Here is a 20,868-nt window from a genome sequence, read left to right as displayed (position 1 = left end):
GGAGGCTGACGAGCACAATGGAGCAAGCCCATTCAGACCCAAAAGTGGATTCGTATAAAATCGGAGTAGGCCGCATACAGGAACTGATGCCGACGATGGTCGAGGCATACCATAATTTCACCGGGATCTGTTTCGATCCGGGCGCGCTTGAAGCGAAGCATAAACAATTGATAGCACTGGGCATCAGCCTGTTCGCCAACAACGAAGTATGCACGTATTATCATGTGCAGGAAGCGATTGCCTCGGGAGCTTCACAGCAAGAAGTTATGGAGGCGATGGCGGTCGCTTCGGCGGTGGGCAGCGGTCATACGCTATCGCAGGGCGCGACAAGGGTACAGCAGGCGCTGGAGACGTTAACGGCGGGTACGCAATAAATTTGCTCCGGCGAGAAGGCGTGAGCTGTTCAAGCCATTCGCCGGCTGTTGTCCGGTAGGCCAGGAGCTGAAGGTAAATAAATAAAGCTCTCCCAAGAACGGAGAGCTTTATCCGGTGTAGATAGGCGCGCGCCTATCTCTTTTTGCGTTTTTGCCGGAAACGGGGGGCGACATAATTGCGTTTACGATCGCGGAAAAAAATCCAACCGCCGATAAAAGCGACGCCCAGACCGAATAAAATAAACCCGAGGGCCAATTTCCACCACAGGATACCCGCATCGCCGTCATTGACGTCGAATTGAGCGAACCAAGCGTCTTTCATGGCCAAAAATCCGTACGTTGCCATGAACCCGGGAATGACAAGCAAGAGAATGGCAATAAATCGTTGAAATACGGCGTTCATTTGCAGCTCCTTCAATCGGTAATACGCGTTTACCCTTACGTTATCACATTTCGTGCAACAATTCATGTCAATTCACAAATTGGACTATATTTCTTCGGTAAAATAAGGTTAAAATATAAGAATCATAGATTTGGGAGGTATCGAGATGTCGCAAGTTTTTGATACGATCGTTCTCGGTGGCGGGATCGGCGGGTACTCCGCGGCCATTCGGGCGTCTCAACTGGGAAAGACGGTGGCGATCGTTGAGCAGGACAAGCTGGGGGGAACGTGCTTGCACCGCGGCTGCATCCCAAGCAAAGCGCTGCTGCGCAGCGCGGAAGTGTACGCGCTCATGAAGGAAAGCGATCGTTTCGGCATTCAAGCCGAAGCCGTCCGGCTCGATTATGCGAAAATATCCGATAGAAAAAATTCAATTGTGGATCAACTGTATCAAGGTCTGCAATTTCTAATGAAAAAAATAAGATTACGGTTTTTAATGGGAAAGGCCGCATTATCGGACCTTCCATTTTCTCTCCGCGCAGCGGCACCGTTTCCGTGGAGCAGGAAGATGGCGAGATTTTGAATCTTGTTCCGGATAAGCTGATCATCGCCACGGGCTCACGACCGCGTACGCTGCCGGGACTCGAAACGGACGGCGTTACCGTGCTGAACAGCGACGAAGCGCTGCAGCTCGAAGCTTTGCCGGCCTCGGCGATCATTATCGGCGGAGGAGTCATCGGCGTAGAATGGGCATCGATGCTGAGCGACTTCGGGGTCGAGGTGACGATTGTCGAATACGCGCCGAGATTGCTGCCTTCCGAGGATGAAGACGCGTCGCGCGAACTGGAGAAGCTTTTGAAGAAGCGCGGCGTTACGATCTATACGGGTGCGAAGGTGCAGACGGAATCGGTCGTTCGAGGAGCCAAGCAGGTGACCATCAGCATCGAGCAGCGGGAAACTACGCAGGAGCTGACGGCACAGTTGGCGCTCGTATGCGTAGGCCGGCAGGCGAATATCGAAGGCATCGGACTTCAGAATACGGATGTCAAGGTAGAGAACGGCTTCATTAAAGTCAATGAAGACATGCAAACGGCCGAACTTCATATTTACGCCGTCGGCGATTGTATCGGCGGGCTGCAGCTGGCCCATGCCGCTGCGCACGAAGGCATTGCCGCAGCGGAGCACGGGGCAGGACTGCCCACGCATGCTTACGCCCCGCATCAAGTGCCGCGCTGTGTGTATTCGCGTCCGGAGATCGCCAGCATTGGCTATACCGAACGGGAAGCGCGAGAGCAGGGGCGTCAGGTGAAGACAGCGAAGCTGTATTTTCAAGGGCTCGGCAAGGCACGGGTGCTCGGCGAAACGGACGGATTCGTGAAGGTCGTGGCCGACGAGGAAAGCGGCGATATCGTCGGCGTGCATATGATTGGCGCCCACGTGACCGATTACATCGCGGAGGCGGCGCTGGCGCAATTGCTGAATGCAACGCCTTGGGAAGTGGGGCAGACGATTCATCCACATCCGACATTGTCCGAAATTTTAGGGGAAGCGATGCTTGCCGTTGACGGCAAATCGATCAGTTTTTAACGCGGAAAAATTGTGTTCATATTCCAATCCGTTTATAATATAAATATAGCGTCAAGTATTAGCACCTGGTTATAATAATAGCTGCTGATCGCAGTTGATGACGCCTATATGCATTCGATAACGGAGGAGGCGTTTGCCCCATGTCCATCGGACAAATGACGAAACACCGACAGCTCGGCTTGACGGATCAACAAGTCATCGAGATGTATACATACATGCTGAAAGCGCGCATGTTCGACGAGCGCGGGTTTCTGCTGCAGCGCTCCGGGAAAATCGCGTTCCACGTTTCCGGCATCGGTCAAGAGACGGCGCAGGTGGCGGCTGCTTACGCCTTGGAGCGGGGGACGGATTATTTCCTCCCGTATTACCGCGATTACGGCTTCGTGTTAACGGCGGGCATGACGCTGCGGGAGCTGCTGCTGTCCGTCTTCGCCAAAGCCGAGGACCCGAACAGCGGCGGCCGGCAAATGCCGGGGCACTTCAGCCATAAGAAGCTGAACATCGTGACCGGGTCCAGTCCCGTGACGACGCAAGTGCCGCACGCGGTCGGGTTTGCCTTGGCGGCGAAGATGAAACGCAAATCGTTCGTCTCGTTCGTGACATTCGGAGACGGATCGAGCAATCAGGGCGACTTCCATGAAGGCTGCAACTTTGCGGGCGTTAACAAGCTGCCGGTCATCTTCATGTGCGAGAACAACCAATATGCGATTTCCGTGCCGCTGCACAAGCAAACCGCAGGCAGCATTGCGGAACGTGCCGCGGGCTACGGATTCCCCGGCGTCAAGGTGGACGGCCGGGATGCGCTTGAGGTGTACCGCGTCGTGAAAGAAGCGAGGGAGCGGGCGCTGCGCGGCGAAGGGCCGACCTTGATCGAAGCGGTCATGTACCGCATCCCGCCGCATTCGACGTCGGATAACGATCTGCTGTACCGTACCCAGGAAGAAGTGGATATGAACCGGGCGCAGGACGGTTTGCCGAGATTCCGGCAATACTTGGTCAATTGTGGCGTGTGGTCCGAAGAGCAGGAAGCCGCGCTTGCGGAAGAGATTAAGAAAGAGCTGGTCGAAGCGACGAACTATGCCGAGCAGGCGCCTTATCCGCAACCCGAAGATACGCTGCGGCACGTATACGGCGAACAGGGAGGCGAAGCATAATGGCGGTTATTACTTATCTGGAAGCGATCCGGACGGCGATGAAGGAAGAGATGGAGCGCGACGACAACGTGTTCGTGCTCGGCGAAGACGTCGGCAAGGGCGGTGTTATGAACGCGACCAAAGGGCTCCGCGATCAATTCGGCGAAGAGCGGGTGATGGATACCCCGCTGGCCGAATCGGCGATAGCGGGCGTGGCGATCGGCGCGGCCATGTACGGCTTGAAGCCGGTTGCGGAGATGCAGTACGCCGACTTCATCTTCCCGGCTACAAACCAGATTATTAGCGAGGCGGCGCTTATTCGTTACCGTTCGAACAACGATTGGAACTGTCCGGTCGTGATCCGGGCACCCTACGGGGCTACGGGCGGGGGCGCGCTGTATCACTCGCAATGTCCCGAGGGCGTGTTCTTCGGCATACCGGGGTTGAAAATCGTTGCCCCGTCCGATCCGTACGATGCGAAGGGTTTATTGAAAGCGGCGATCCGCGATGCCGATCCGGTCTTATATTTTGAACATAAGAAGTGTTACCTGGGCATTACGGGTGAAGTGCCGGAGGACGATTATATCGTGCCGATCGGCAAAGCGAAGGTGAAGCGCGAAGGGACCGATATTACGGTCATTTCGTACGGGATTACCGTGCAGTATGCGCTGCGGGCCGCCGAGGAGCTGGCGAAAGAGGGGATCAGCGCGCACGTGCTCGATCTGCGGACGCTGCAGCCGCTCGATAAGGAAGCGGTGCTGCAGGCGGCAAGCCGCACGGGCAAGGTGCTGATTGTGCACGAAGACAACAAGACCGGCGGCGTCGGAGCGGAAGTATCCGCGTTGATCGCCGAAGAGCTGTTGTTCGAGCTCGATGCGCCGATCATGCGGTTATGCGGCCCGGATGTGCCGGCGGTTGGCATGAACCCGCCGATGGAGAAGTTTTTCTTGCTCAATACGGATAAAATCAAAGACGCTATGCGAAAATTGGCCTTGTTCTAGCGCGGAATGGCCGAAATGACGGGCGGCCGGGCTTCTAAGCCAACGGCCGCCGAAGCTTTGGGGGGAAGCAGCATGCAAGAGAATCGGAAGGGGACCGAAGTGACCGTTCCCCATTTGGCGGAAAGCCTGGTCTCGGCGACGGTCGGCAAATGGTTGAAAAAACCGGGCGATTATATCGAGCAATACGATGTGTTGTGCGAATTGATTACGGAGAAGGTAACGGTGGAGATGCCGTCTCCGGTCGAAGGGACACTCGTCCGGCTGCTTGTGGACAATGGCGCCACGGCGGCTGTCGGTGCGCCGATTTGCATTATTGAGGAGCCAGCGGCAGCCGGCGCAGCGGGAAGCGCAGCACCTTCGCAAGGTCAAGCGGCTGTGAGCACGGCAAGCGCGAGCGGTCCGACCGGCTCGGGGATGAGTGGTCGTTACTCCCCTGCAGTGCTGAAGCTGGCGGGCGAACACCGGATTGACCTGACGCAAGTGCAGGGAACCGGCCTTGGCGGCCGTATTACCCGTAAGGACGTTGAAGCTTTCGCAGCGGCCGGCGGCGCACAAGGCGCGCCGAGGCAGAACGAAAGAACCCCGGCGCCTCCAGCGACAGAGGCCGAAGTGAACCGGGCTGCGGCTGCGGCCGCGGCGATGGACGGCGTCTTCATGGCAACGCCTCCGAAGGTTTCGGTCCGCTCTTCGGGCCTGCATTTATCGGAAAATCCGCCGCTGCCGAACATCGAGGTCGAAGGCCAGAAGCTGAAAGGCCGCGGCGAATATTTAATCGACGTGACGCCGATTCGCAGCGCTATCGCGAGCAAGATGCGGCAAAGCAAGACGGAAATTCCGCACGCCTGGATGATGATCGAGGTAGACGTGACGAATCTCGTCCTGCTGCGCAACAAGCTGAAGGATGAGTTCATGAAACAGGAAGGCATCAACCTGACGTACCTGGCCTTCCTGATAAAAGCTGTCGTCAATGCGATTAAGGACTATCCGATTATCAACTCCGTGTGGGCGACTGATAAAATCATCGTCAAACGCGACATCAACATTTCGCTTGCCGTCGGTACCGAAGATTTCCTCGTGACGCCGGTCATCAAGAAGGCCGATCAGATGAACATCGCCGGCCTCGCCCGCGAGATCGACGGGCTGACCCGCCGGGCGAGAACCGGCAAGCTGTCGCTCGACGAAATGCAAGGCGGTACGTTTACGGTGAACAATACGGGCTCGTTCGGTTCGATCATGTCGTATCCGGTTATCAATTATCCGCAAGCGGCTATCCTATCGTTCGAATCGATCGTCAAGAGGCCCGTGGTCATTCAAGACATGATCGCCGTCCGTTCGATGGTGAACTTATGCTTGTCGCTCGACCACCGTATTTTGGACGGCATCATTTGCGGCCGTTTCCTGCAGCGCGTGAAAGAGAACCTGGAAGGCTACAACCAGGACACGAAAGTGTATTAGGATTTAAAGAAAGCTGCTGATCGTCAGGAGCACGGTGGACAATACCATAGTGATCAAGGTTACATAAATGACGATTTTGAAAATTAACTTATTCTGCAAGCGTCTCAGCTCCTCTTTATGGGAATACTCATCCTAACCATTTTAACTCATTTCGCACAATGGAGGAAAGATATGATACAGCAAAACCGGTTGGTTGCGGAGTTTTTGGAATTGGTGCAAATCGACAGCGAGACGCGGCATGAGCAGGAAATCAGCAAGGTGCTGAAGCAAAAGTTTACCTCTTACGGGTTGACCGTGAAGGAAGACGACTCGGCGGCCAAGACCGGCCACGGCTCGAATAACTTGTTCTTTACACTGGCTGCGACTTCGAGCAAGCCTCTGCCGAAGCTGTTCTTCACTTCTCATATGGATACAGTGACGCCAGGTCGAGGCATTAAGCCGCAAATCGGGGAAGACGGCTACATCCGGAGCGACGGGACGACGATCCTCGGAGCCGACGATAAAGCCGGACTGGCCGCAATGCTGGAGACGATTCGCGTGCTGAAAGAGAACAGCATCGAGCACGGGCAAATCCAGTTTGTTATTACGGCGGGCGAAGAGGCGGGGCTTAAAGGCTCGCGCGCTATGGATCCGAAGTACCTGGATGCGGATTTCGGCTACGCGCTGGATTCGAACGGGACGATCGGCGATATCGCGGTAGCGGCGCCGACGCAGGCGAAAATTAACATCACCTTTTGGGGCCGTTCGGCGCATGCGGGCGTGAACCCGGAGGACGGGGTGAGCGCGATTACGGTCGCAAGCAAAGCCATTTCGCGTATGAAGCTCGGCCGTATCGATAAAGAAACGACCGCGAACATCGGCCGTTTCGAGGGCGGTGTTGAGGGCGCAACGAATATCGTCGTTGAGCGGGTGAAACTGGAGGCGGAAGCGCGAAGCTTAACGCAGGAGCGGATGAACGAGCAGGTCGAGAGCATGCGCGCCGCCTGCCAAAGCGCCGCCGACGAGATGGGCGCGAAGCTCGATTTCCAGAGCGAGGTCATCTATCCCGCGTACAAGTATGACGAAACGGCGCCGGTCGTGAAGCTTGCCATGTCGGCGTTGTCCAAAGTCGGTTGCACACCGAGAACGTTTCATTCCGGCGGCGGCAGCGACGCCAACGTGTTCAACGGCTTCGGCATTCCGACCGTGAACCTGGCCGTCGGCTACCTGGACATTCATACGACGAAGGAACGCATCGCGATCAGCGATTTGGTCAAAACGACCGAGGCGGTCGTCGCCATCGTACGGGAAGTGGCCGGCCGCGGTTAGCAGGGATAAGGGAAGCCTGTAACGGACTGCTCGTTCAGTAAATGAAAGTACATGAAATCGCCGCATACCTCGGTATGACGGCGATTTTTTTTGCTGCCAGTGAACAGGCCGATGGGATGAGATTATCTCGCTTTGCCAACGAGCGTGAGGTTCGTAGACAGATTGGACCATCGGCGGGCTTTCAGGCTCCGTTTACGACCCGTCTTCACGACGTTCCCGCCGAGAAATTCGTGCAGCGTCGCCGATGTGCCGGAGCGTTCCAGCAACGTTTTCAAGTAACGCCGAATTTCCCAGCCTTTACCCACAAGTCGAAGGTGCCCGTCTGCCGCATATATTTTCATAGAGATTCACCTGGCTTTCATAGTTTTATAGTACAACCTATGCGAAGCTTTCAGCGAATATGACCGGGTCTTTTTTGACCGGAGGAGTTAACATGGGGTACATTGGACGTATGCGAATCATTACCCTGAATGAAAAGAGAGGAATCGATCCGATGACATCATCCTTCCCCAAAAAATTTGAAGAAGTCACCCTGTCCACCAAGCCGATTTTTCAAGGAAAAATCATCTCGCTGCAGGTCGATACGGTACGGCTGCCGGACGGCGGCGAATCGACGCGTGAAATCGTCAGGCACCCCGGGGCGGTAGCCGTACTCGCCATTACGCCGGACGATCGCATGGTCGTCGTTGAGCAGTACCGCAAGCCGCTGGAGAAGAGCCAGGTGGAAATACCGGCCGGCAAGCTGGACGGCGGCGAGGACCCGCTGACGGCGGCGGGACGCGAACTGGAGGAAGAAACGGGTTATACCGCAGGCTCGCTTCGACATGTAGCATCCTTCTACACGTCGCCCGGTTTTGCCGACGAAATCCTGCATCTGTACGTGGCGGAGCAGCTCGTGACCGGAGAAGCCAAGCCGGACGAGGACGAGTTCCTTGAGATGGAGGCGGTTACGCTGGAGGAAGCACAGCAATATATCCGCGAGGGGCGAATCAGCGACGCCAAGACGATATTGGCCGTTTACGCTTGGCATTTGTACAAGCTGACCGGGAAGTTTCAATAAGATGAGCCTGAACGCGTACTACGCCGATCTTCATATTCACATCGGCAGGACGGAAGCCGGTCAAGCAGTAAAGATCAGCGCGGCGAACAACCTGACTTTCTATAACATCGCACGCGAGGCGTCGGCTCGCAAAGGCATGGATGTGGTCGGCATCATCGATTGCCACTCGCCGGGGGTGCAGGCGGAGATGCTGCATTATCTGGACAAAGGGGATATGGAAGAGCTGAAGGAAGGCGGCATTCGTTACCATCAGACGACGATTCTGCTGGGCTGCGAGCTGGAGGTGCGGGATCCCGGGATGAAAGCCGCTCATCTGATCGCTTACTTTCCCGCCCTGTCGGACATGCAGGCGTTCACCGCCTGGCTGCGCAAGCATATGAAGAACGTGCAGCTCAGCTCGCAGCGCCTCTACGTTCCCGCCCGGGAGCTGCAGCGGGAAGTGATCGACCGCGGCGGGCTGCTCGTGCCGGCACACATTTTCACCCCGCACAAAAGCGTCTACGGCAGCTGCTGCGCGCGTCTGAACGAGCTGCTCGACCCGGACGGCATTGCCGCCGTCGAGCTTGGGCTGAGCGCCGACACGACGATGGCGGCTCACATCGGGGAACTCGACCGGTACACGTTCCTGACGAACTCGGACGCGCATTCCTTACCCAAGATCGGCCGGGAGTACAACAAGCTTCAGCTTGCGGAGCCTACGTTCACGGAGTTTCGGCAGGCTCTTGAAGGCTTGAACGGCCGCCGGGTGCTGGCCAATTACGGGCTGAATCCCCGGCTCGGGAAATATCACCGGACTTACTGCGGCAGCTGCGAGTCGATCATCGACGAGCGGGGTGAGTCTGTGGTCGAGCGCTGCATCTATTGCGGCAGCACGAAGATCGTTCGCGGCGTTATGGACCGAATACTTGCGATCGCGGACCGTGAAACGCCCCTTGTACCGTCCGGCCGTCCGCCCTATATCTACCAAGTGCCGCTTGAATACATCCCTGGACTCGGCCCCAAGACGCTCGCCAAGCTTCTTGACCGGTTCGGGACGGAGATGAACATGCTGCACCGCACCTCCTACCAAGAGCTGGCCGAAGCGGCCGGCGAATCGATCGCCGGCTATTTGCTTGCAGCCCGGACCGGAGAGCTTGAGCTCGAGACGGGCGGCGGCGGGAAATACGGCAAAGTAAAAACCGAATGAACGGCATAAAGCCCTTCCTTTGCGCATAGGTTGTACTATTCGGACAAGGGGGGCTTGGCAGCATGACGCGGAATCGCTCGCTCGAGCACTATATGAAGGAACATTTGTCGCTCTACATTTTCGTTGGCGTCATATTTGTAACCGGGGTTGTGTTCGGCGCCGTCATGGTGAACGCGCTGTCGCTGGAGCAGAAGCAGGAGATTACGCGATATTTAAGCAACTTTTTCTCGATCGTGGATCAAGGGATGCTGGTCGGCGAAGCGCCGAACTCGTTCAGAGAGACACTGTCTTTGCATATGAAGTGGGTGCTGATCATCTGGCTGCTGGGCATGTCGGTCATCGGGCTGCCGCTGATCCTCATCCTGGACTTCCTGAAGGGCGTATTGATCGGCTTCACCGTCGGGTATATGGTCGGTACCCTGTCGTGGCACGGACTGCTGTTCGCGCTCGTCTCCGTCGTTCCGCAAAACCTGATCGTCATTCCGGTCCTTATCGTATGCAGCGTAACCGCGATCGCGTTCTCCGTTCGTCTGGTGAAGAACCGGTTCATTCAGAAAAAAGGGGCGCTGTTCGAGCCGCTGCTGCGCTTCACCAGCGTTGCTGCGGCATCCGGGGTGCTGATGGTCGGCGTTGCACTGTTCGAGGCCTATCTGTCACCGGCTATGATGCAGTGGGTCACTCCGATGCTCGTGACGGTGGGTGCGGGCTAAAAGACGTTTGACTTTCCTGTATTTCTCCTCCTATAATGTAAGCATAACGTTATCATTAGCGAATCCGCGCCATTGGAAGGCAGCCTAAGCGGATTGATGGCAGCCGTAGGGGGAGGAGCATGGAATCTCGCATTGAAAAAATCAAACAACAACTGCAATCGCAGGGCTATAAATTGACACCTCAACGCGAAGCGACGGTACGGGTTTTACTTGAGAACGAAGAGGATCATCTAAGCGCCGAGGATGTCTTTATGCTCGTCAAAGATAAAGCTCCCGAGATCGGTCTTGCCACCGTTTACCGCACGTTGGAGTTGCTCAGCGAATTGCATGTCGTGGAGAAAATGAACTTCGGGGACGGAGTTGCCCGTTACGATCTGCGCAATGAAAGCACTCATCATCATCATCACCATTTGATTTGCGTGCAATGCGGAACGGTGGACGAGATTATGGAAGACTGGCTCGGGGAGCTGGAAGAGCGGCTTGAGCGGGATTACGGCTTCCAGGTGCTGGATCACCGGCTTGACTTTCAAGGTATTTGTCACCGGTGCAAGGGCAAAAACAAATCGTAAACAAACAAACCTTCGGCTTGATTATCAGCAAGCGGAGGTTTTTTTGCATGCTTGTTTCATGAATATGCGATCTTTGGCACACGCTAAACCTGGGATAGACTAATGCGGGAGGCGATGGAGATGATCATCGGAGTTCCGAAAGAGATAAAAAATAACGAAAACCGGGTCGCCCTGACGCCCGGAGGGGCGGCGATGCTGACGGCAAACGGCCATCAAGTGTTGATAGAAGCGGGCGCAGGCGCAGGGAGCGGCTTCTCGGACGACGATTACGCCAAGGAAGGAGCCGAGATCGTTCCGGAGACGGCGGACGTCTGGGGTCGCGCCGATATGATCATGAAGGTCAAGGAACCGCTTCCGAGTGAGTTCGGGTATTTCCGCGAAGGCTTAACGCTGTTCACGTACTTGCATTTGGCGGCCGAGCCTCGCTTGACGGAGGCGCTCGTCCAAAGCAAAATGACGTCGATCGCTTACGAAACCATCCAACTGCCGAACGGCGGCTTACCGCTGCTGACCCCGATGAGCGAAGTGGCCGGACGCATGTCGGTGCAGGTCGGCGCGCAATTTTTGGAGCAGTTTTACGGCGGCAGGGGCATCCTGCTCGGCGGCGTGCCGGGCGTGCCGCCGGCGGATGTGATCATACTGGGTGGCGGCATCGTCGGCACGAACGCCGCCAAAATTGCGCTCGGGATGGGAGCGAACGTCGTTGTGATCGAACGGAGCGCGGAACGTCTGCGCTACTTGGATGACGTCTTCCACGGCCGCATCCGGACGCTGATGTCGAACCCTTACAATATTGCCAATGCCGTCCAGAAAGCCGATTTGTTGATCGGCGCCGTCTTGATACCTGGCGCGAAGGCGCCGAAGCTTGTGACAGAAGACATGGTCAGAACGATGAAGCCCGGCGCTGTTATCGTCGATGTGGCTGTCGATCAGGGCGGATCGATCGCGACGGTGGACCGGGTGACGACTCATAGCGAGCCGACCTACGAGAAGCACGGCGTGATCCACTACGCAGTCGCGAATATGCCGGGAGCGGTGCCGCGGACGTCGACGCTGGCGCTGACCAACGTGACGATTGCCTATGCGATGGAGATCGCCACCAAAGGCGTCATGCGCGCCCTCTACGCCAATCCGCCGCTTAAGCATGGCGTAAACACCTATCAGGGGCATGTGACCTATGCGGCGGTGGCCGAAGCCGTAGGCCTGCCTTATACCGGGCTGGACGCGCTGCTGCCGATCAGTTAAGCGAGTGGCCCGTTTCGGCCGCCGGTTCGACATAAATGACGACGAAAGATCATAGCCTACTCTTAGGAGGCGTCTTTCGGCTTGCGAAGCCGGACAACCGTCTTCAGAAGGAGGGAACGCTGTGATCTTTCATTTTCGTATCGGCAAGTGGATCGAGCGGCTGCGCTTCGGGCTGCTTTTTGTCGTGTTTACGTTTGCGCTGTATCATCTGCTGCTGATCGTCACGCAGGTGATGGAGCCTATGCCGAAATACAAGGAGCCCGTAGGACGAGCGGTCAAGGTGTTTCAAAGCGACTCCGCGGTTGCCGTCAAGCCGGAGGGCATGGGGGACAGATTGAAGCTTTTTTATTGGATCGGTGAATAAAGGCAGGAAAACGCCCCTTTTGCGTTGAAATTAGTAACAATCGCCATTGGCGCACGAGGATAAACGGCCACGCCGTCCTTGTATGAATAAGGACAAAGCGTTTGTCAAGGTTGATACGCCGTATAAGCCCGTACTTATGCGTCCTTATCAACACATAAAAGGGGATTTGCAGGCATGAGAGAGCAATTGCAGTCATTCATTCGTTTTTTGTGCGACGAGCGGGGACTGGCGCCCAACACGCTGGATTCATACGAGCGCGACATTATGCAGTACCTGGACTATTTGGAAGAGTCCGGGGTCGGTTCGCTTGCCGAAACCGGCAAGACGAACTTATCCGGCTATATGCTGCGCTTAAAGCAAAAAGGGAGAGCCGCCGCAACGCAAACCCGCAGCATCATTTCGATTCGCGCCTTCTATCAATTTTTGGTGCGGGAACGGCGCATCGACCACGATCCTTCGCTCCATCTGGAGACGCCGAAGCTGGAGAAAAGGGTGCCTAAAGTGTTGACGGTGCAGGAGATCGGCAGGCTGCTCGATGCTCCGCAAACGGGCTCCCCGAGCGGGATGCGCGATAAGGCGATGCTGGAGGTGCTGTATGCGACGGGAATCCGCGTTTCCGAGCTGATTTCGCTGGATGTGGCCAGCGTGAATCCGGGCTTGGGTTTCATCCGCTGCGTCGGTACAAGCAAGGAACGGATCGTTCCGCTCGGCCGCATCGCCTCCGATTATGTTCAGGCTTATATCGACTCGATGCGGCCGAAGCTGCTGAAGCCGTCCAAAGTCGAAGAGGCGCTGTTCATCAGTCACCTCGGAAGCCGTATGACCCGGCAAGGGTTCTGGAAAATTATGAAGCGTTACGCGCAGGAAGCGGGGATCGAGCAGGAAATAACGCCTCATACGCTGCGTCATTCCTTTGCAACCCATCTGCTGGAGAACGGGGCCGATCTTCGCTCCGTGCAAGAAATGCTCGGGCACGCCGACATCTCGTCCACCCAAATTTACGCGCAAGTGACGCGGGGGAAGATGAAAGAAGTTTACGACCGGACGCATCCCAGAGCGAAAATCGAATCCTGATCGTCACCCGTTCTCTCAGACCGAAGAACGGGTTTCTTGTCGGTTTCGCGCTTTGCAAAAGCAGCAGCGTTTTGCGATAATAGCCGTAGGCTTGTAGCGATACTGGGAGGTGCTGCCATTGACATTCAAACGGATTTGCCTAATCGTACTCGACAGCGTCGGCATAGGAGAACTGCCTGATGCGCCGCGGTTTCAAGATAGCGGTGCACATACGCTCGGCCATATCGCGGAGCGGGTTCCCACGTTACACCTGCCGCATATGCGCAAGCTCGGACTCGGCAATATCGCCGAACTTACCGGCATAGAGCCAACCCATACGCCGCAAGGCTATTTCGGCAAAATGGCCGAGGTGTCCGTCGGCAAAGATACGATGACCGGTCATTGGGAAATTATGGGATTGAAAGTCGACATTCCGTTCAACGTCTTTCCGGACGGATTCCCTCCCGAATTGATCGAACGATTCGAGCAGGAAACCGGCCGTAAGGTGATCGGCAACAAGCCGGCCTCCGGCACGGAAATATTGGACGAGCTTGGCGCCGAGCAAATGGAAACCGGCGCTTGGATCGTTTACACGTCGGCGGACAGCGTCTTCCAGCTTGCCGCTCACGAAGAGGTTATCCCGCTGGACGAGCTATATCGCGCTTGCGAGATCGCCCGCCGCCTTACGCTGGAAGATCCATATGCCGTCGGACGCGTCATCGCCCGTCCGTACATCGGCGAGCCCGGCGCGTTCAAACGTACGCCGAACCGGCACGACTATGCGGTGAAGCCGCCGGCGCCGACGGTTATGAACCGGCTGAAGGAAGCCGGGCTCGACGTGATCGCCGTCGGTAAAATCAACGATATATACTCGGGTGAGGGCGTGACGTCCGCGCAGTCGACGAAGAGCAATCTCGACGGCATCCAGAAGACGATCGAACGTTTGCTGGAGCCGTTCCGAGGCTTGTTATTTACGAACCTGGTCGATTTCGATTCGTTGTACGGACACCGGCGCGATCCGATCGGTTATGCGAGCGCGCTGAACGAATTCGACGAATGGCTGCCCAGGATTATGGAGCAAATCGGGGAAGAGGATCTGCTCATCCTGACGGCGGATCACGGGAACGATCCAATTCATCCCGGTACGGATCATACGCGGGAATACGTGCCGTTGCTGGTGTACAGTCCGGCGTTCAAGCAGCCGGATTCGCTCGGCGTGCGCGCTACGTTCGCCGATGTCGGCGCAACGGTCGCCGATAACTTCGGGGTACCGCCGACAGGGAACGGACAAAGCTTCTTGCAACAGCTGCGTTGATTCAAAAACAGGGTTATTCAGGGTTATTTATGAAGGGAGCCGATTCATCGTGCAACAAATACCTTTGCTGCAAAATATTAAAGAGGCCGCGGCTTACATCCGCGAGAAATACCCGGTGACGCCCGAGGTCGCCCTTATTCTCGGTTCGGGTCTCGGCGTATTGGCCGATCTTGTCGAGGATGCGGTTACGATCCCGTATGAAGAAATCCCGAATTTTCCGGTGTCTACGGTGGAAGGACATGCCGGGGAGCTGCTGCTGGGCACGATCGGCGGACGGCATGTACTGCTCATGAAGGGCCGGTTTCATATGTACGAAGGATACGGCGTGGACACCGTATCGTTCCCGGTGCGCGTCATGAAGGAGCTCGGCGTGCAGAAGCTGCTTGTCACGAATGCGGCGGGGGGCGTGAACACGTCTTATAGCCCGGGCGACTTGATGATCATTCGCGATCATATCAACTTCACGTTCCGCAACCCGCTGATCGGACCGAACTTCGGGGAGCTTGGCGTTCGGTTCCCGGATATGTCCGAGGCGTACAGCCGCAGACTTCGCGAAGTGGCGAAGAGCGTTGCCGCCGAGCAGGGGCTTACGCTGCAGGAGGGCGTATACCTCGGCCTGCTTGGCCCTTCCTATGAGACGCCGGCTGAAATTCGCATGATCCGGACGCTCGGCGGAGACGCCGTCGGCATGTCGACGGTGTCGGAAGTGCTGGTGGCGCGTCATGCAGGCATTGAGGTGCTGGGTTTCTCATGCATCAGCAACATGGCCGCAGGCATTCTCGACCAGCCGCTGTCGCACGAAGAAGTAATCGAAACGACGGAACGCGTAAAACAAACCTTTTTGAAGCTGATCATGGGCATTATCCCGAAGATGTGAGTTCCGGTTAGGCTCGCGACAAAATTCGAAAAGGAGTGGAGAGCATGGACTCGGATTATGTTCAGCACATTCAGGAAGCCGCACAATGGATCAGCGATCAAATCGATCGGCGTCCGCTTGATATCGGGATGGTGTTAGGTTCCGGGCTAGGGGATTTGGCGCATCAGGTCGAGCATCCGGTGACGATTCCGTATGACCGGATTCCGCATTTCCCGGTATCGACCGTGGAAGGTCATGCCGGTCAATTCGTGATCGGTCAATTGGAAGGAAAATCGGTCATCGTCATGCAGGGCCGTTTTCATTATTACGAAGGCTATTCGATGAAGAAGGTCGTTTTCCCGATCTATGTGATGAAGCAGCTCGGCGTGCGATCGCTGATTATCACGAATGCGGCGGGGGGAATGAACCGTGAGTTCGCGGCGGGGGATTTGATGCTGATTTCCGATCACTTAAATATGACGGGTGATAATCCGTTAATCGGCATCCATCACCCGGAGCTGGGGGTTCGCTTCCCCGACATGTCGCAAGCCTACAACCGCGAATACCGCCAGCTCGCTAAACGTATCGGCGAGCAGTTGAGCGCGGAGCGGGGCGAGCCGATACGGCTGCAGGAAGGCGTATACGCCGGCATCAGCGGACCGAACTATTTGCCCCCTGCCGAGTTAATGATGCTCGCGAAGCTCGGAGGCGACGCGATCGGCATGTCGACCGTCGGCGAAGTGATCGCGGCCAGTCACGCGGGGTTGCGCGTGCTCGGCATCTCGTGCATCACCGACATGGCGATCGGCGAGGAGCTGGAGCCGTTGACGCATGAGCAGGTAGTAGCCGTGGCCAACCGGACGAAGCCGGTGTTCATTGAACTGGTGAAGCGGTTTGTGAAAGAAGTCGAGCTGTCTTAAGCCGCGCTAACGAATTCAGCACATAGGACAAAAAAACACCCGATTCCTGCGATACTGCGGGAATCGGGTGTTTGTCGTGCGGCGCGTTCGCCGTTACTTTGATTTTTTGGAGCCTTTATCGCTGGTGCGGGTCGTCGTGTTCTGATTGGCGTGACCTTGTTGCTTGTCGGACATCGGGAAAACACCTCCTCAGGCGATGTGCTGGTTCAGCAGCATTCGTATTATGCGTTTCGCTTGCCGTTTTATTCGAAAAGAGCGTTTTTTTCTATATAAACGGGAAAAACCTCTATTTAAATTAGGTCGTATGTGCTATTATTAGGAATAAAGAACTATTATTGTATATATTGATCTTAGTACGGAAGTGTGACGCCAACCAGGGGAAGGATGCCGGGATATGACCATGTTAAAAGTTGCGAACTGCCCCAAATGCGGTAAAGTGTTTCAAATGAATTTGCGAAGCCTCTGCCAAGGCTGCCAGCGCGAATTAGACAGCGAGTTTGATCAATGCAGCGCCTACCTGCGGGATAACCGGAAAGCTTCGACAGAGGCGCTCAGCGAAGCGACAGGCGTTCCCGTGCAGCGTATTTACACGTTTATTCAAGACAACCGGCTGCCGGTTTCTTTTTACCCGGGCCTGACCTATCCTTGCAAATCTTGCGGTTCGCCGATTCGTCAGCAGAAGATGTGCACGCCGTGCCGGGTTCGGATCATCTCCGACGTGAAGGATTTGGAGAATCGGGAGGCAAGAGCCAGAGAACGGGGTGCCGGGTTCCAAATTCGCGAACGATTTTCCCGGGTCTAGCTGAATAACAATCGAACACGCTCTGTCCCCGGACAGAGTTTTTTGTTGCTGTTCGGAGCACTTTGTCGTTTTGTGCAAGATGTGCTAAAATGTCTAAGGAGCCGGATGAGCGTCCAACAGGAATAATTTTGTCACAAATTTTTCACCTGAAGGTCGTCAAAAGGCATGTGTAAAGCGGTACGGATTATGTACAATAAGCCTATATGTCATAACGGTCTTAAAGTAAGGGGGGAATACCTATGCAAAAGTGGATCATGTTTTCACTGTTCATCGTCGCCTGTCTCCTCGGTACGGGAGTATTGTTCCAAAATATTTCGGTGCGTCAAGCGGAGATGGCGAAGGAAGAAGCAGCCGGTCCTACTTTGAAATTCGTGGCTACGAACTACAAGTTCGACCAAGCGGAATACAAAGTGAAAGCCGGCGAGAAAGTGACTGTCTCCTTGTTGAATAAGGAAGGTCTGCACGCGATGGAAGTCGTGGGTACAAGCGTGAAGCTCGATAACAACACCAAGTCGATGGAATTCACGTTCGACAAGCCAGGCGAGTACGAAGTACACTGCACGCTGCCGTGCGGTCCGGGTCACGCCGACATGAAAACCAAATTGATCGTGGAGTAATCCGCTTACGATCAACCGCTTATCAGGAAAGAGGAAGCTTGCGGCCACGGCCGGGCTTCCTTTTCTTTTTTTGCCGCGCGGCCTATAATACAGGGAAAACGATTCGATTTGGCGAAGGGGTGCTGGTCAATGAGGACAGTCGATATCATACATAAGAAAAGAAACGGGGAAGCCTTGTCGCGTGAAGAAATCGATTTTCTGATTGCCGGGTATGTGCAAGGCGACATCCCGGATTATCAGGTATCGGCTTGGGCGATGGCCGTTTATTTTCAAGGGATGAGCGCGCGGGAAACGGCGGATTTAACGATGGCGATGACCCGTTCGGGCGATCAGGTCGATCTGAGCGGCATACCGGGCCTTAAAGTCGACAAGCACAGCACAGGCGGTGTGGGCGACACGACGACCTTAATCGTAGCCCCGCTAGTGGCTGCGGCCGGCGTGCCGGTGGCGAAGATGTCGGGCCGCGGCCTCGGGCATACGGGCGGGACGGTCGATAAGCTGGAGGCGATCCCGGGCTTTGCGGTCGAGCGGACGAAGGAGCAGTTTCTGCAGCAGGTGCGCGACATCGGCCTTGCGGTCGTCGGTCAATCCGGCAATATGACCCCGGCGGATAAGAAGCTGTACGGACTGCGGGACGTGACGGCGACGGTAGATTCGGTCCCCTTGATTGCAAGCTCCATCATGAGCAAAAAAATCGCCTCCGGCGCCGATCGCATCGTACTGGACGTGAAAACGGGCCGGGGGGCATTCATGAAAACGTTGGACGATTCGATCGTCCTGGCACAGGCGATGGTCGATATCGGCACGGAAATCGGGCGGGATACCTTGGCTGTCATTACGAATATGGACGAACCGCTCGGACCGTCGATCGGCAATGCGCTTGAAGTGCTGGAAGCGATCGAGACGCTGCGCGGCGAAGGTCCTGCGGAATTAACGGAGCTGTGTTTAGTGCTGGCCGCGCATATGATTGTGCTTGGAGGCCAAGCGTCTTCGTTCGCGGAAGCGAAGGACACGGTGGAGCGGCTGCTGCACAGCGGCGCCGCCTTGGAGAAGCTGCGGCAGTTCATTGCCGTTCAAGGCGGGGACGCTGCCGTGGTGGATGAGCCGCAGCGGCTGCCGCAAGCGGCTTACCGCGTCGCGGTGCCGGCCCCGCAGGACGGCTATGTGGCGCGAATCGATGCTGAATCGCTCGGCGTGACGGCGATGATGCTCGGCGCCGGTCGTGCCACCAAGGAGGACCGGATCGACTTGGCCGTCGGCATAAAGCTGTTCAAGCGCGTCGGCGACCGGGTGAAAGCGGGCGAGCCTATCGCCGAGCTGTATATGAACCGCAGCGAGCCGGAGGAGACGCGGCGGATGTCCGAGCGCACCGTATCGGCGTTCGCCTTCTCGGAAGCGCCGGTAGACCGCTTGAAGCTGATTTATGCCGTGGTTACGAAGGATGGCGTGCGTTATTTGTAAGGGGAAACTCCGGGGCCGGTTCCGGCTCATCGGCAGGGTACATCCCGATTCCACAACAGAAAATGGGTTCTTTAAGAGTCCGGGCTGATTTTGCCGGGCTTTTTTGTTCGTTCATGGAATATTTCTCCGAAATAAAGTCAACAATGATTACCAGCACTTTCAAAATTTGCTTCCTTCAGGAGGGGTAGAACAGGTTATGACGAGCAAATGGTTCAAAATGGTCATCAGCACCTTGTTGATGCTGATGCTGGCTGTGCCGACGGCATGGGCCGAAGAGAAACCTGCCGAGAAGCCGGTGGACTTGGCGCCGAACGCTGCTTCCGCCGTTCTGATCGACGTCGATACGGGTACGGTTATATTCGATAAAAACAAAGACGCCAAGCTTCCCCCGGCCAGCATTACGAAAATTATGACGATGCTGCTCATCATGGAAGCGCTGGATCAAGGAAAAATTAAAATGGACGAAAAAGTACGGACGAGTGAATATGCGGCCTCCATGGGCGGATCGCAAATTTTCCTTGAGCCGGGCGAAGAGATGACCGTTCAGGACATGCTCAAGGGGATCGCGATGGCTTCCGGCAATGACGCCTCCGTGGCCATGGCCGAGAAAATCGGCGGTTCCGAAGAAGCGTTCGTACAGATGATGAATGCCAGGGCGAAAGAGCTAGGTATGAACAACACGCACTTCGTCAATCCGAACGGATTGCCTGCGGATAATCATTACTCCTCGGCTTACGACATTGCCTTAATGTCGCAAGAGCTGCTGAAGCATGAGGAAATCACGCAATTTACCGGTCAGTATCAGGATTACTTGCGCAAAGAGACGCCGAAGCCGTTCTGGCTCGTAAATACAAACAAGCTCGTTCGATTTTATACCGGGGCGGACGGTTTGAAAACCGGGTATACGAGCGAGGCGAAATTTTGTTTGTCGGCTACGGCCAAAAGAGACAATCTGCGCGTCATATCGGTCGTCATGGGCGAACCGAACACCAAAACGCGGAATGCGGAAGTCACGAAGCTGTTCGACTTTGCGTTCTCGCAGTATACGAATCTGCCGATTTACAAAACGGGCGATACGATCGGCGAAATGAAAATCGCCAAAGGCGAAACGCCGGTGATCCCGCTGACGGCCAAGCATTCGTACTCCCTGCTGCTGAAGAAGGGCGAGGCGGCGGACGGCATCCGTCATGAAGTGCAGCTGCTCCCGCAGCTGAAGGCGCCGATTACCGTCGGACAACCGATCGGCAAGCTGGTCGTGTACAAAGGCGACCGGATCCTGAAAGAATTTGAGCTCGAATCACCGGTCGCGGTCAATAAAGCGGGATGGTGGACGCTGACTAAACGTACGGCCAAACGATTGTTTTTCTTCGATTAACGATTAACGAAACCTTCAACGAGAATCCCCGCACAAGGAGCAGATAGATGCCGGCGGGGATTTTGTTTACATCGGTGCACTTTCTGTCGCTTTAC

Annotated in this window: 22 protein-coding genes and 1 pseudogene; 20 read left to right on the top strand and 3 right to left on the bottom strand. The window is 55.9% G+C overall.

Translation table 11 applies throughout. The features are described 5' to 3' along the window. Positions 1-17: 17 nt before the first annotated feature. Positions 18-374 (top strand): carboxymuconolactone decarboxylase family protein, encoded by a 357-nt coding sequence (locus JMF85_RS20150; RefSeq protein ID WP_054795183.1) that lies wholly within the window; start codon positions 18-20, stop codon positions 372-374. A 133-nt stretch (positions 375-507) separates the two neighbouring features. Here the strand turns inward: JMF85_RS20150 and JMF85_RS20145 are convergent, their stop codons facing one another. After that, the gene (locus tag JMF85_RS20145) at positions 508-777 is read right to left on the bottom strand and encodes a DUF2627 domain-containing protein (RefSeq protein ID WP_127605467.1); all 270 of its coding nucleotides are present in this window, start codon (positions 775-777) and stop codon (positions 508-510) included. A 145-nt stretch (positions 778-922) separates the two neighbouring features. On the opposite strand from JMF85_RS20145, the pseudogene lpdA reads away from it, so the two are divergent. The 4 genes and pseudogenes from lpdA to JMF85_RS20125 all read left to right on the top strand — a co-directional run bounded on the left by lpdA (position 923) and on the right by JMF85_RS20125 (position 5,932). Further along, positions 923-2,343 (top strand): annotated as a pseudogene (gene lpdA, locus JMF85_RS20140) (dihydrolipoyl dehydrogenase). A gap of 140 nt (positions 2,344-2,483) precedes the next feature. After that, a complete protein-coding gene (locus JMF85_RS20135; protein ID WP_054795182.1) occupies positions 2,484-3,497 on the top strand; it encodes a thiamine pyrophosphate-dependent dehydrogenase E1 component subunit alpha in 1,014 nt (337 codons plus the stop codon). After that, complete coding sequence (locus JMF85_RS20130; RefSeq protein ID WP_201318802.1) at positions 3,497-4,477, top strand: alpha-ketoacid dehydrogenase subunit beta; 981 nt, start codon at positions 3,497-3,499, stop codon at positions 4,475-4,477. Before JMF85_RS20135 ends, JMF85_RS20130 begins: the two co-directional genes overlap by 1 nt. Before the next feature lie 72 nt (positions 4,478-4,549). After that, the gene (locus tag JMF85_RS20125) at positions 4,550-5,932 is read left to right on the top strand and encodes a dihydrolipoamide acetyltransferase family protein (protein ID WP_201318801.1); all 1,383 of its coding nucleotides are present in this window, start codon (positions 4,550-4,552) and stop codon (positions 5,930-5,932) included. A gap of 3 nt (positions 5,933-5,935) precedes the next feature. On the opposite strand, the gene prli42 is transcribed toward JMF85_RS20125, so the two are convergent. Further along, positions 5,936-6,031 carry a stressosome-associated protein Prli42 gene (prli42, locus tag JMF85_RS20120; protein ID WP_155614814.1) on the bottom strand — a complete coding sequence of 32 codons (96 nt, stop codon included), beginning with the start codon at positions 6,029-6,031 and terminating at the stop codon, positions 5,936-5,938. A 72-nt stretch (positions 6,032-6,103) separates the two neighbouring features. On the opposite strand from prli42, the gene JMF85_RS20115 reads away from it, so the two are divergent. Next, positions 6,104-7,240, top strand: a complete 1,137-nt coding sequence (locus tag JMF85_RS20115) for a M20/M25/M40 family metallo-hydrolase (protein WP_201318800.1) — start codon at positions 6,104-6,106, stop codon at positions 7,238-7,240. 122 nt (positions 7,241-7,362) lie between these two features. On the opposite strand, the gene mciZ is transcribed toward JMF85_RS20115, so the two are convergent. After that, positions 7,363-7,581: a Z-ring formation inhibitor MciZ gene (mciZ, locus tag JMF85_RS20110; protein ID WP_201318799.1), complete on the bottom strand. Its 219-nt coding sequence runs from the start codon at positions 7,579-7,581 to the stop codon at positions 7,363-7,365. Positions 7,582-7,733: 152 nt separating this feature from the next. On the opposite strand from mciZ, the gene JMF85_RS20105 reads away from it, so the two are divergent. From JMF85_RS20105 to JMF85_RS20040, 14 genes are all read left to right on the top strand, one after another. Further along, complete coding sequence (locus tag JMF85_RS20105; RefSeq protein ID WP_201318840.1) at positions 7,734-8,300, top strand: NUDIX hydrolase; 567 nt, start codon at positions 7,734-7,736, stop codon at positions 8,298-8,300. Between the two features lies 1 nt (position 8,301). After that, complete coding sequence (locus JMF85_RS20100; protein ID WP_141333977.1) at positions 8,302-9,486, top strand: endonuclease Q family protein; 1,185 nt, start codon at positions 8,302-8,304, stop codon at positions 9,484-9,486. Positions 9,487-9,548: 62 nt separating this feature from the next. Beyond that, positions 9,549-10,196 carry a stage II sporulation protein M gene (gene spoIIM / locus JMF85_RS20095; RefSeq protein WP_127605451.1) on the top strand — a complete coding sequence of 216 codons (648 nt, stop codon included), beginning with the start codon at positions 9,549-9,551 and terminating at the stop codon, positions 10,194-10,196. A 119-nt stretch (positions 10,197-10,315) separates the two neighbouring features. After that, on the top strand, positions 10,316-10,765 hold the full coding sequence (gene fur / locus JMF85_RS20090) for a ferric iron uptake transcriptional regulator (RefSeq protein ID WP_127605449.1): 450 nt from the start codon (positions 10,316-10,318) through the stop codon (positions 10,763-10,765). Positions 10,766-10,885: 120 nt separating this feature from the next. Then, positions 10,886-12,010: an alanine dehydrogenase gene (gene ald, locus JMF85_RS20085; protein WP_201318798.1), complete on the top strand. Its 1,125-nt coding sequence runs from the start codon at positions 10,886-10,888 to the stop codon at positions 12,008-12,010. Positions 12,011-12,131: 121 nt separating this feature from the next. After that, a complete protein-coding gene (locus tag JMF85_RS20080; RefSeq protein ID WP_127605444.1) occupies positions 12,132-12,374 on the top strand; it encodes a DUF4227 family protein in 243 nt (80 codons plus the stop codon). A 174-nt stretch (positions 12,375-12,548) separates the two neighbouring features. Next, positions 12,549-13,448, top strand: coding sequence for a site-specific tyrosine recombinase XerD (gene xerD, locus JMF85_RS20075; RefSeq protein WP_201318797.1), 900 nt, complete (start codon positions 12,549-12,551; stop codon positions 13,446-13,448). A gap of 118 nt (positions 13,449-13,566) precedes the next feature. Next, a complete protein-coding gene (deoB, locus tag JMF85_RS20070) occupies positions 13,567-14,742 on the top strand; it encodes a phosphopentomutase (RefSeq protein WP_054795177.1) in 1,176 nt (391 codons plus the stop codon). A 49-nt stretch (positions 14,743-14,791) separates the two neighbouring features. After that, positions 14,792-15,619: a purine-nucleoside phosphorylase gene (locus tag JMF85_RS20065; RefSeq protein WP_127605438.1), complete on the top strand. Its 828-nt coding sequence runs from the start codon at positions 14,792-14,794 to the stop codon at positions 15,617-15,619. A 44-nt stretch (positions 15,620-15,663) separates the two neighbouring features. Then, the gene (locus tag JMF85_RS20060; protein ID WP_201318795.1) at positions 15,664-16,518 is read left to right on the top strand and encodes a purine-nucleoside phosphorylase; all 855 of its coding nucleotides are present in this window, start codon (positions 15,664-15,666) and stop codon (positions 16,516-16,518) included. Positions 16,519-16,912: 394 nt separating this feature from the next. Continuing rightward, positions 16,913-17,320 carry a flagellar protein gene (locus tag JMF85_RS20055; RefSeq protein ID WP_201318794.1) on the top strand — a complete coding sequence of 136 codons (408 nt, stop codon included), beginning with the start codon at positions 16,913-16,915 and terminating at the stop codon, positions 17,318-17,320. 239 nt (positions 17,321-17,559) lie between these two features. After that, positions 17,560-17,937: a cupredoxin domain-containing protein gene (locus JMF85_RS20050; RefSeq protein ID WP_054795174.1), complete on the top strand. Its 378-nt coding sequence runs from the start codon at positions 17,560-17,562 to the stop codon at positions 17,935-17,937. Positions 17,938-18,066: 129 nt separating this feature from the next. Then, complete coding sequence (locus JMF85_RS20045) at positions 18,067-19,398, top strand: pyrimidine-nucleoside phosphorylase (RefSeq protein ID WP_155614823.1); 1,332 nt, start codon at positions 18,067-18,069, stop codon at positions 19,396-19,398. Between the two features lie 196 nt (positions 19,399-19,594). Further along, positions 19,595-20,773: a D-alanyl-D-alanine carboxypeptidase family protein gene (locus JMF85_RS20040; protein ID WP_127605430.1), complete on the top strand. Its 1,179-nt coding sequence runs from the start codon at positions 19,595-19,597 to the stop codon at positions 20,771-20,773. Positions 20,774-20,868: the final 95 nt, after the last annotated feature.

Source organism: Paenibacillus sp. EPM92, from assembly GCF_016586185.1.
Classification (GTDB): Bacteria; Bacillota; Bacilli; order Paenibacillales; family NBRC-103111; genus Paenibacillus_G; species Paenibacillus_G validus.
This window is presented reverse-complemented; position numbering and strand designations above follow the sequence as displayed.

Bases quoted from the DNA above. Each gene is read 5' to 3' on its own strand.
- JMF85_RS20040 (WP_127605430.1), top strand. From the start codon at position 19,595: ATGACGAGCAAATGGTTCAAAATGGTCATCAGCACCTTGTTGATGCTG.
- JMF85_RS20105 (WP_201318840.1), top strand. From the start codon at position 7,734: ATGACATCATCCTTCCCCAAAAAATTTGAAGAAGTCACCCTGTCCACC.
- JMF85_RS20130 (WP_201318802.1), top strand. From the start codon at position 3,497: ATGGCGGTTATTACTTATCTGGAAGCGATCCGGACGGCGATGAAGGAA.
- ald (WP_201318798.1), top strand. From the start codon at position 10,886: ATGATCATCGGAGTTCCGAAAGAGATAAAAAATAACGAAAACCGGGTC.
- fur (WP_127605449.1), top strand. From the start codon at position 10,316: ATGGAATCTCGCATTGAAAAAATCAAACAACAACTGCAATCGCAGGGC.
- JMF85_RS20060 (WP_201318795.1), top strand. From the start codon at position 15,664: ATGGACTCGGATTATGTTCAGCACATTCAGGAAGCCGCACAATGGATC.
- JMF85_RS20115 (WP_201318800.1), top strand. From the start codon at position 6,104: ATGATACAGCAAAACCGGTTGGTTGCGGAGTTTTTGGAATTGGTGCAA.
- JMF85_RS20050 (WP_054795174.1), top strand. From the start codon at position 17,560: ATGCAAAAGTGGATCATGTTTTCACTGTTCATCGTCGCCTGTCTCCTC.
- spoIIM (WP_127605451.1), top strand. From the start codon at position 9,549: ATGACGCGGAATCGCTCGCTCGAGCACTATATGAAGGAACATTTGTCG.
- JMF85_RS20145 (WP_127605467.1), bottom strand. From the start codon at position 777: ATGAACGCCGTATTTCAACGATTTATTGCCATTCTCTTGCTTGTCATT.
- JMF85_RS20125 (WP_201318801.1), top strand. From the start codon at position 4,550: ATGCAAGAGAATCGGAAGGGGACCGAAGTGACCGTTCCCCATTTGGCG.
- JMF85_RS20045 (WP_155614823.1), top strand. From the start codon at position 18,067: ATGAGGACAGTCGATATCATACATAAGAAAAGAAACGGGGAAGCCTTG.
- JMF85_RS20135 (WP_054795182.1), top strand. From the start codon at position 2,484: ATGTCCATCGGACAAATGACGAAACACCGACAGCTCGGCTTGACGGAT.
- JMF85_RS20055 (WP_201318794.1), top strand. From the start codon at position 16,913: ATGACCATGTTAAAAGTTGCGAACTGCCCCAAATGCGGTAAAGTGTTT.
- JMF85_RS20100 (WP_141333977.1), top strand. From the start codon at position 8,302: ATGAGCCTGAACGCGTACTACGCCGATCTTCATATTCACATCGGCAGG.
- mciZ (WP_201318799.1), bottom strand. From the start codon at position 7,581: ATGAAAATATATGCGGCAGACGGGCACCTTCGACTTGTGGGTAAAGGC.
- JMF85_RS20150 (WP_054795183.1), top strand. From the start codon at position 18: ATGGAGCAAGCCCATTCAGACCCAAAAGTGGATTCGTATAAAATCGGA.
- xerD (WP_201318797.1), top strand. From the start codon at position 12,549: ATGAGAGAGCAATTGCAGTCATTCATTCGTTTTTTGTGCGACGAGCGG.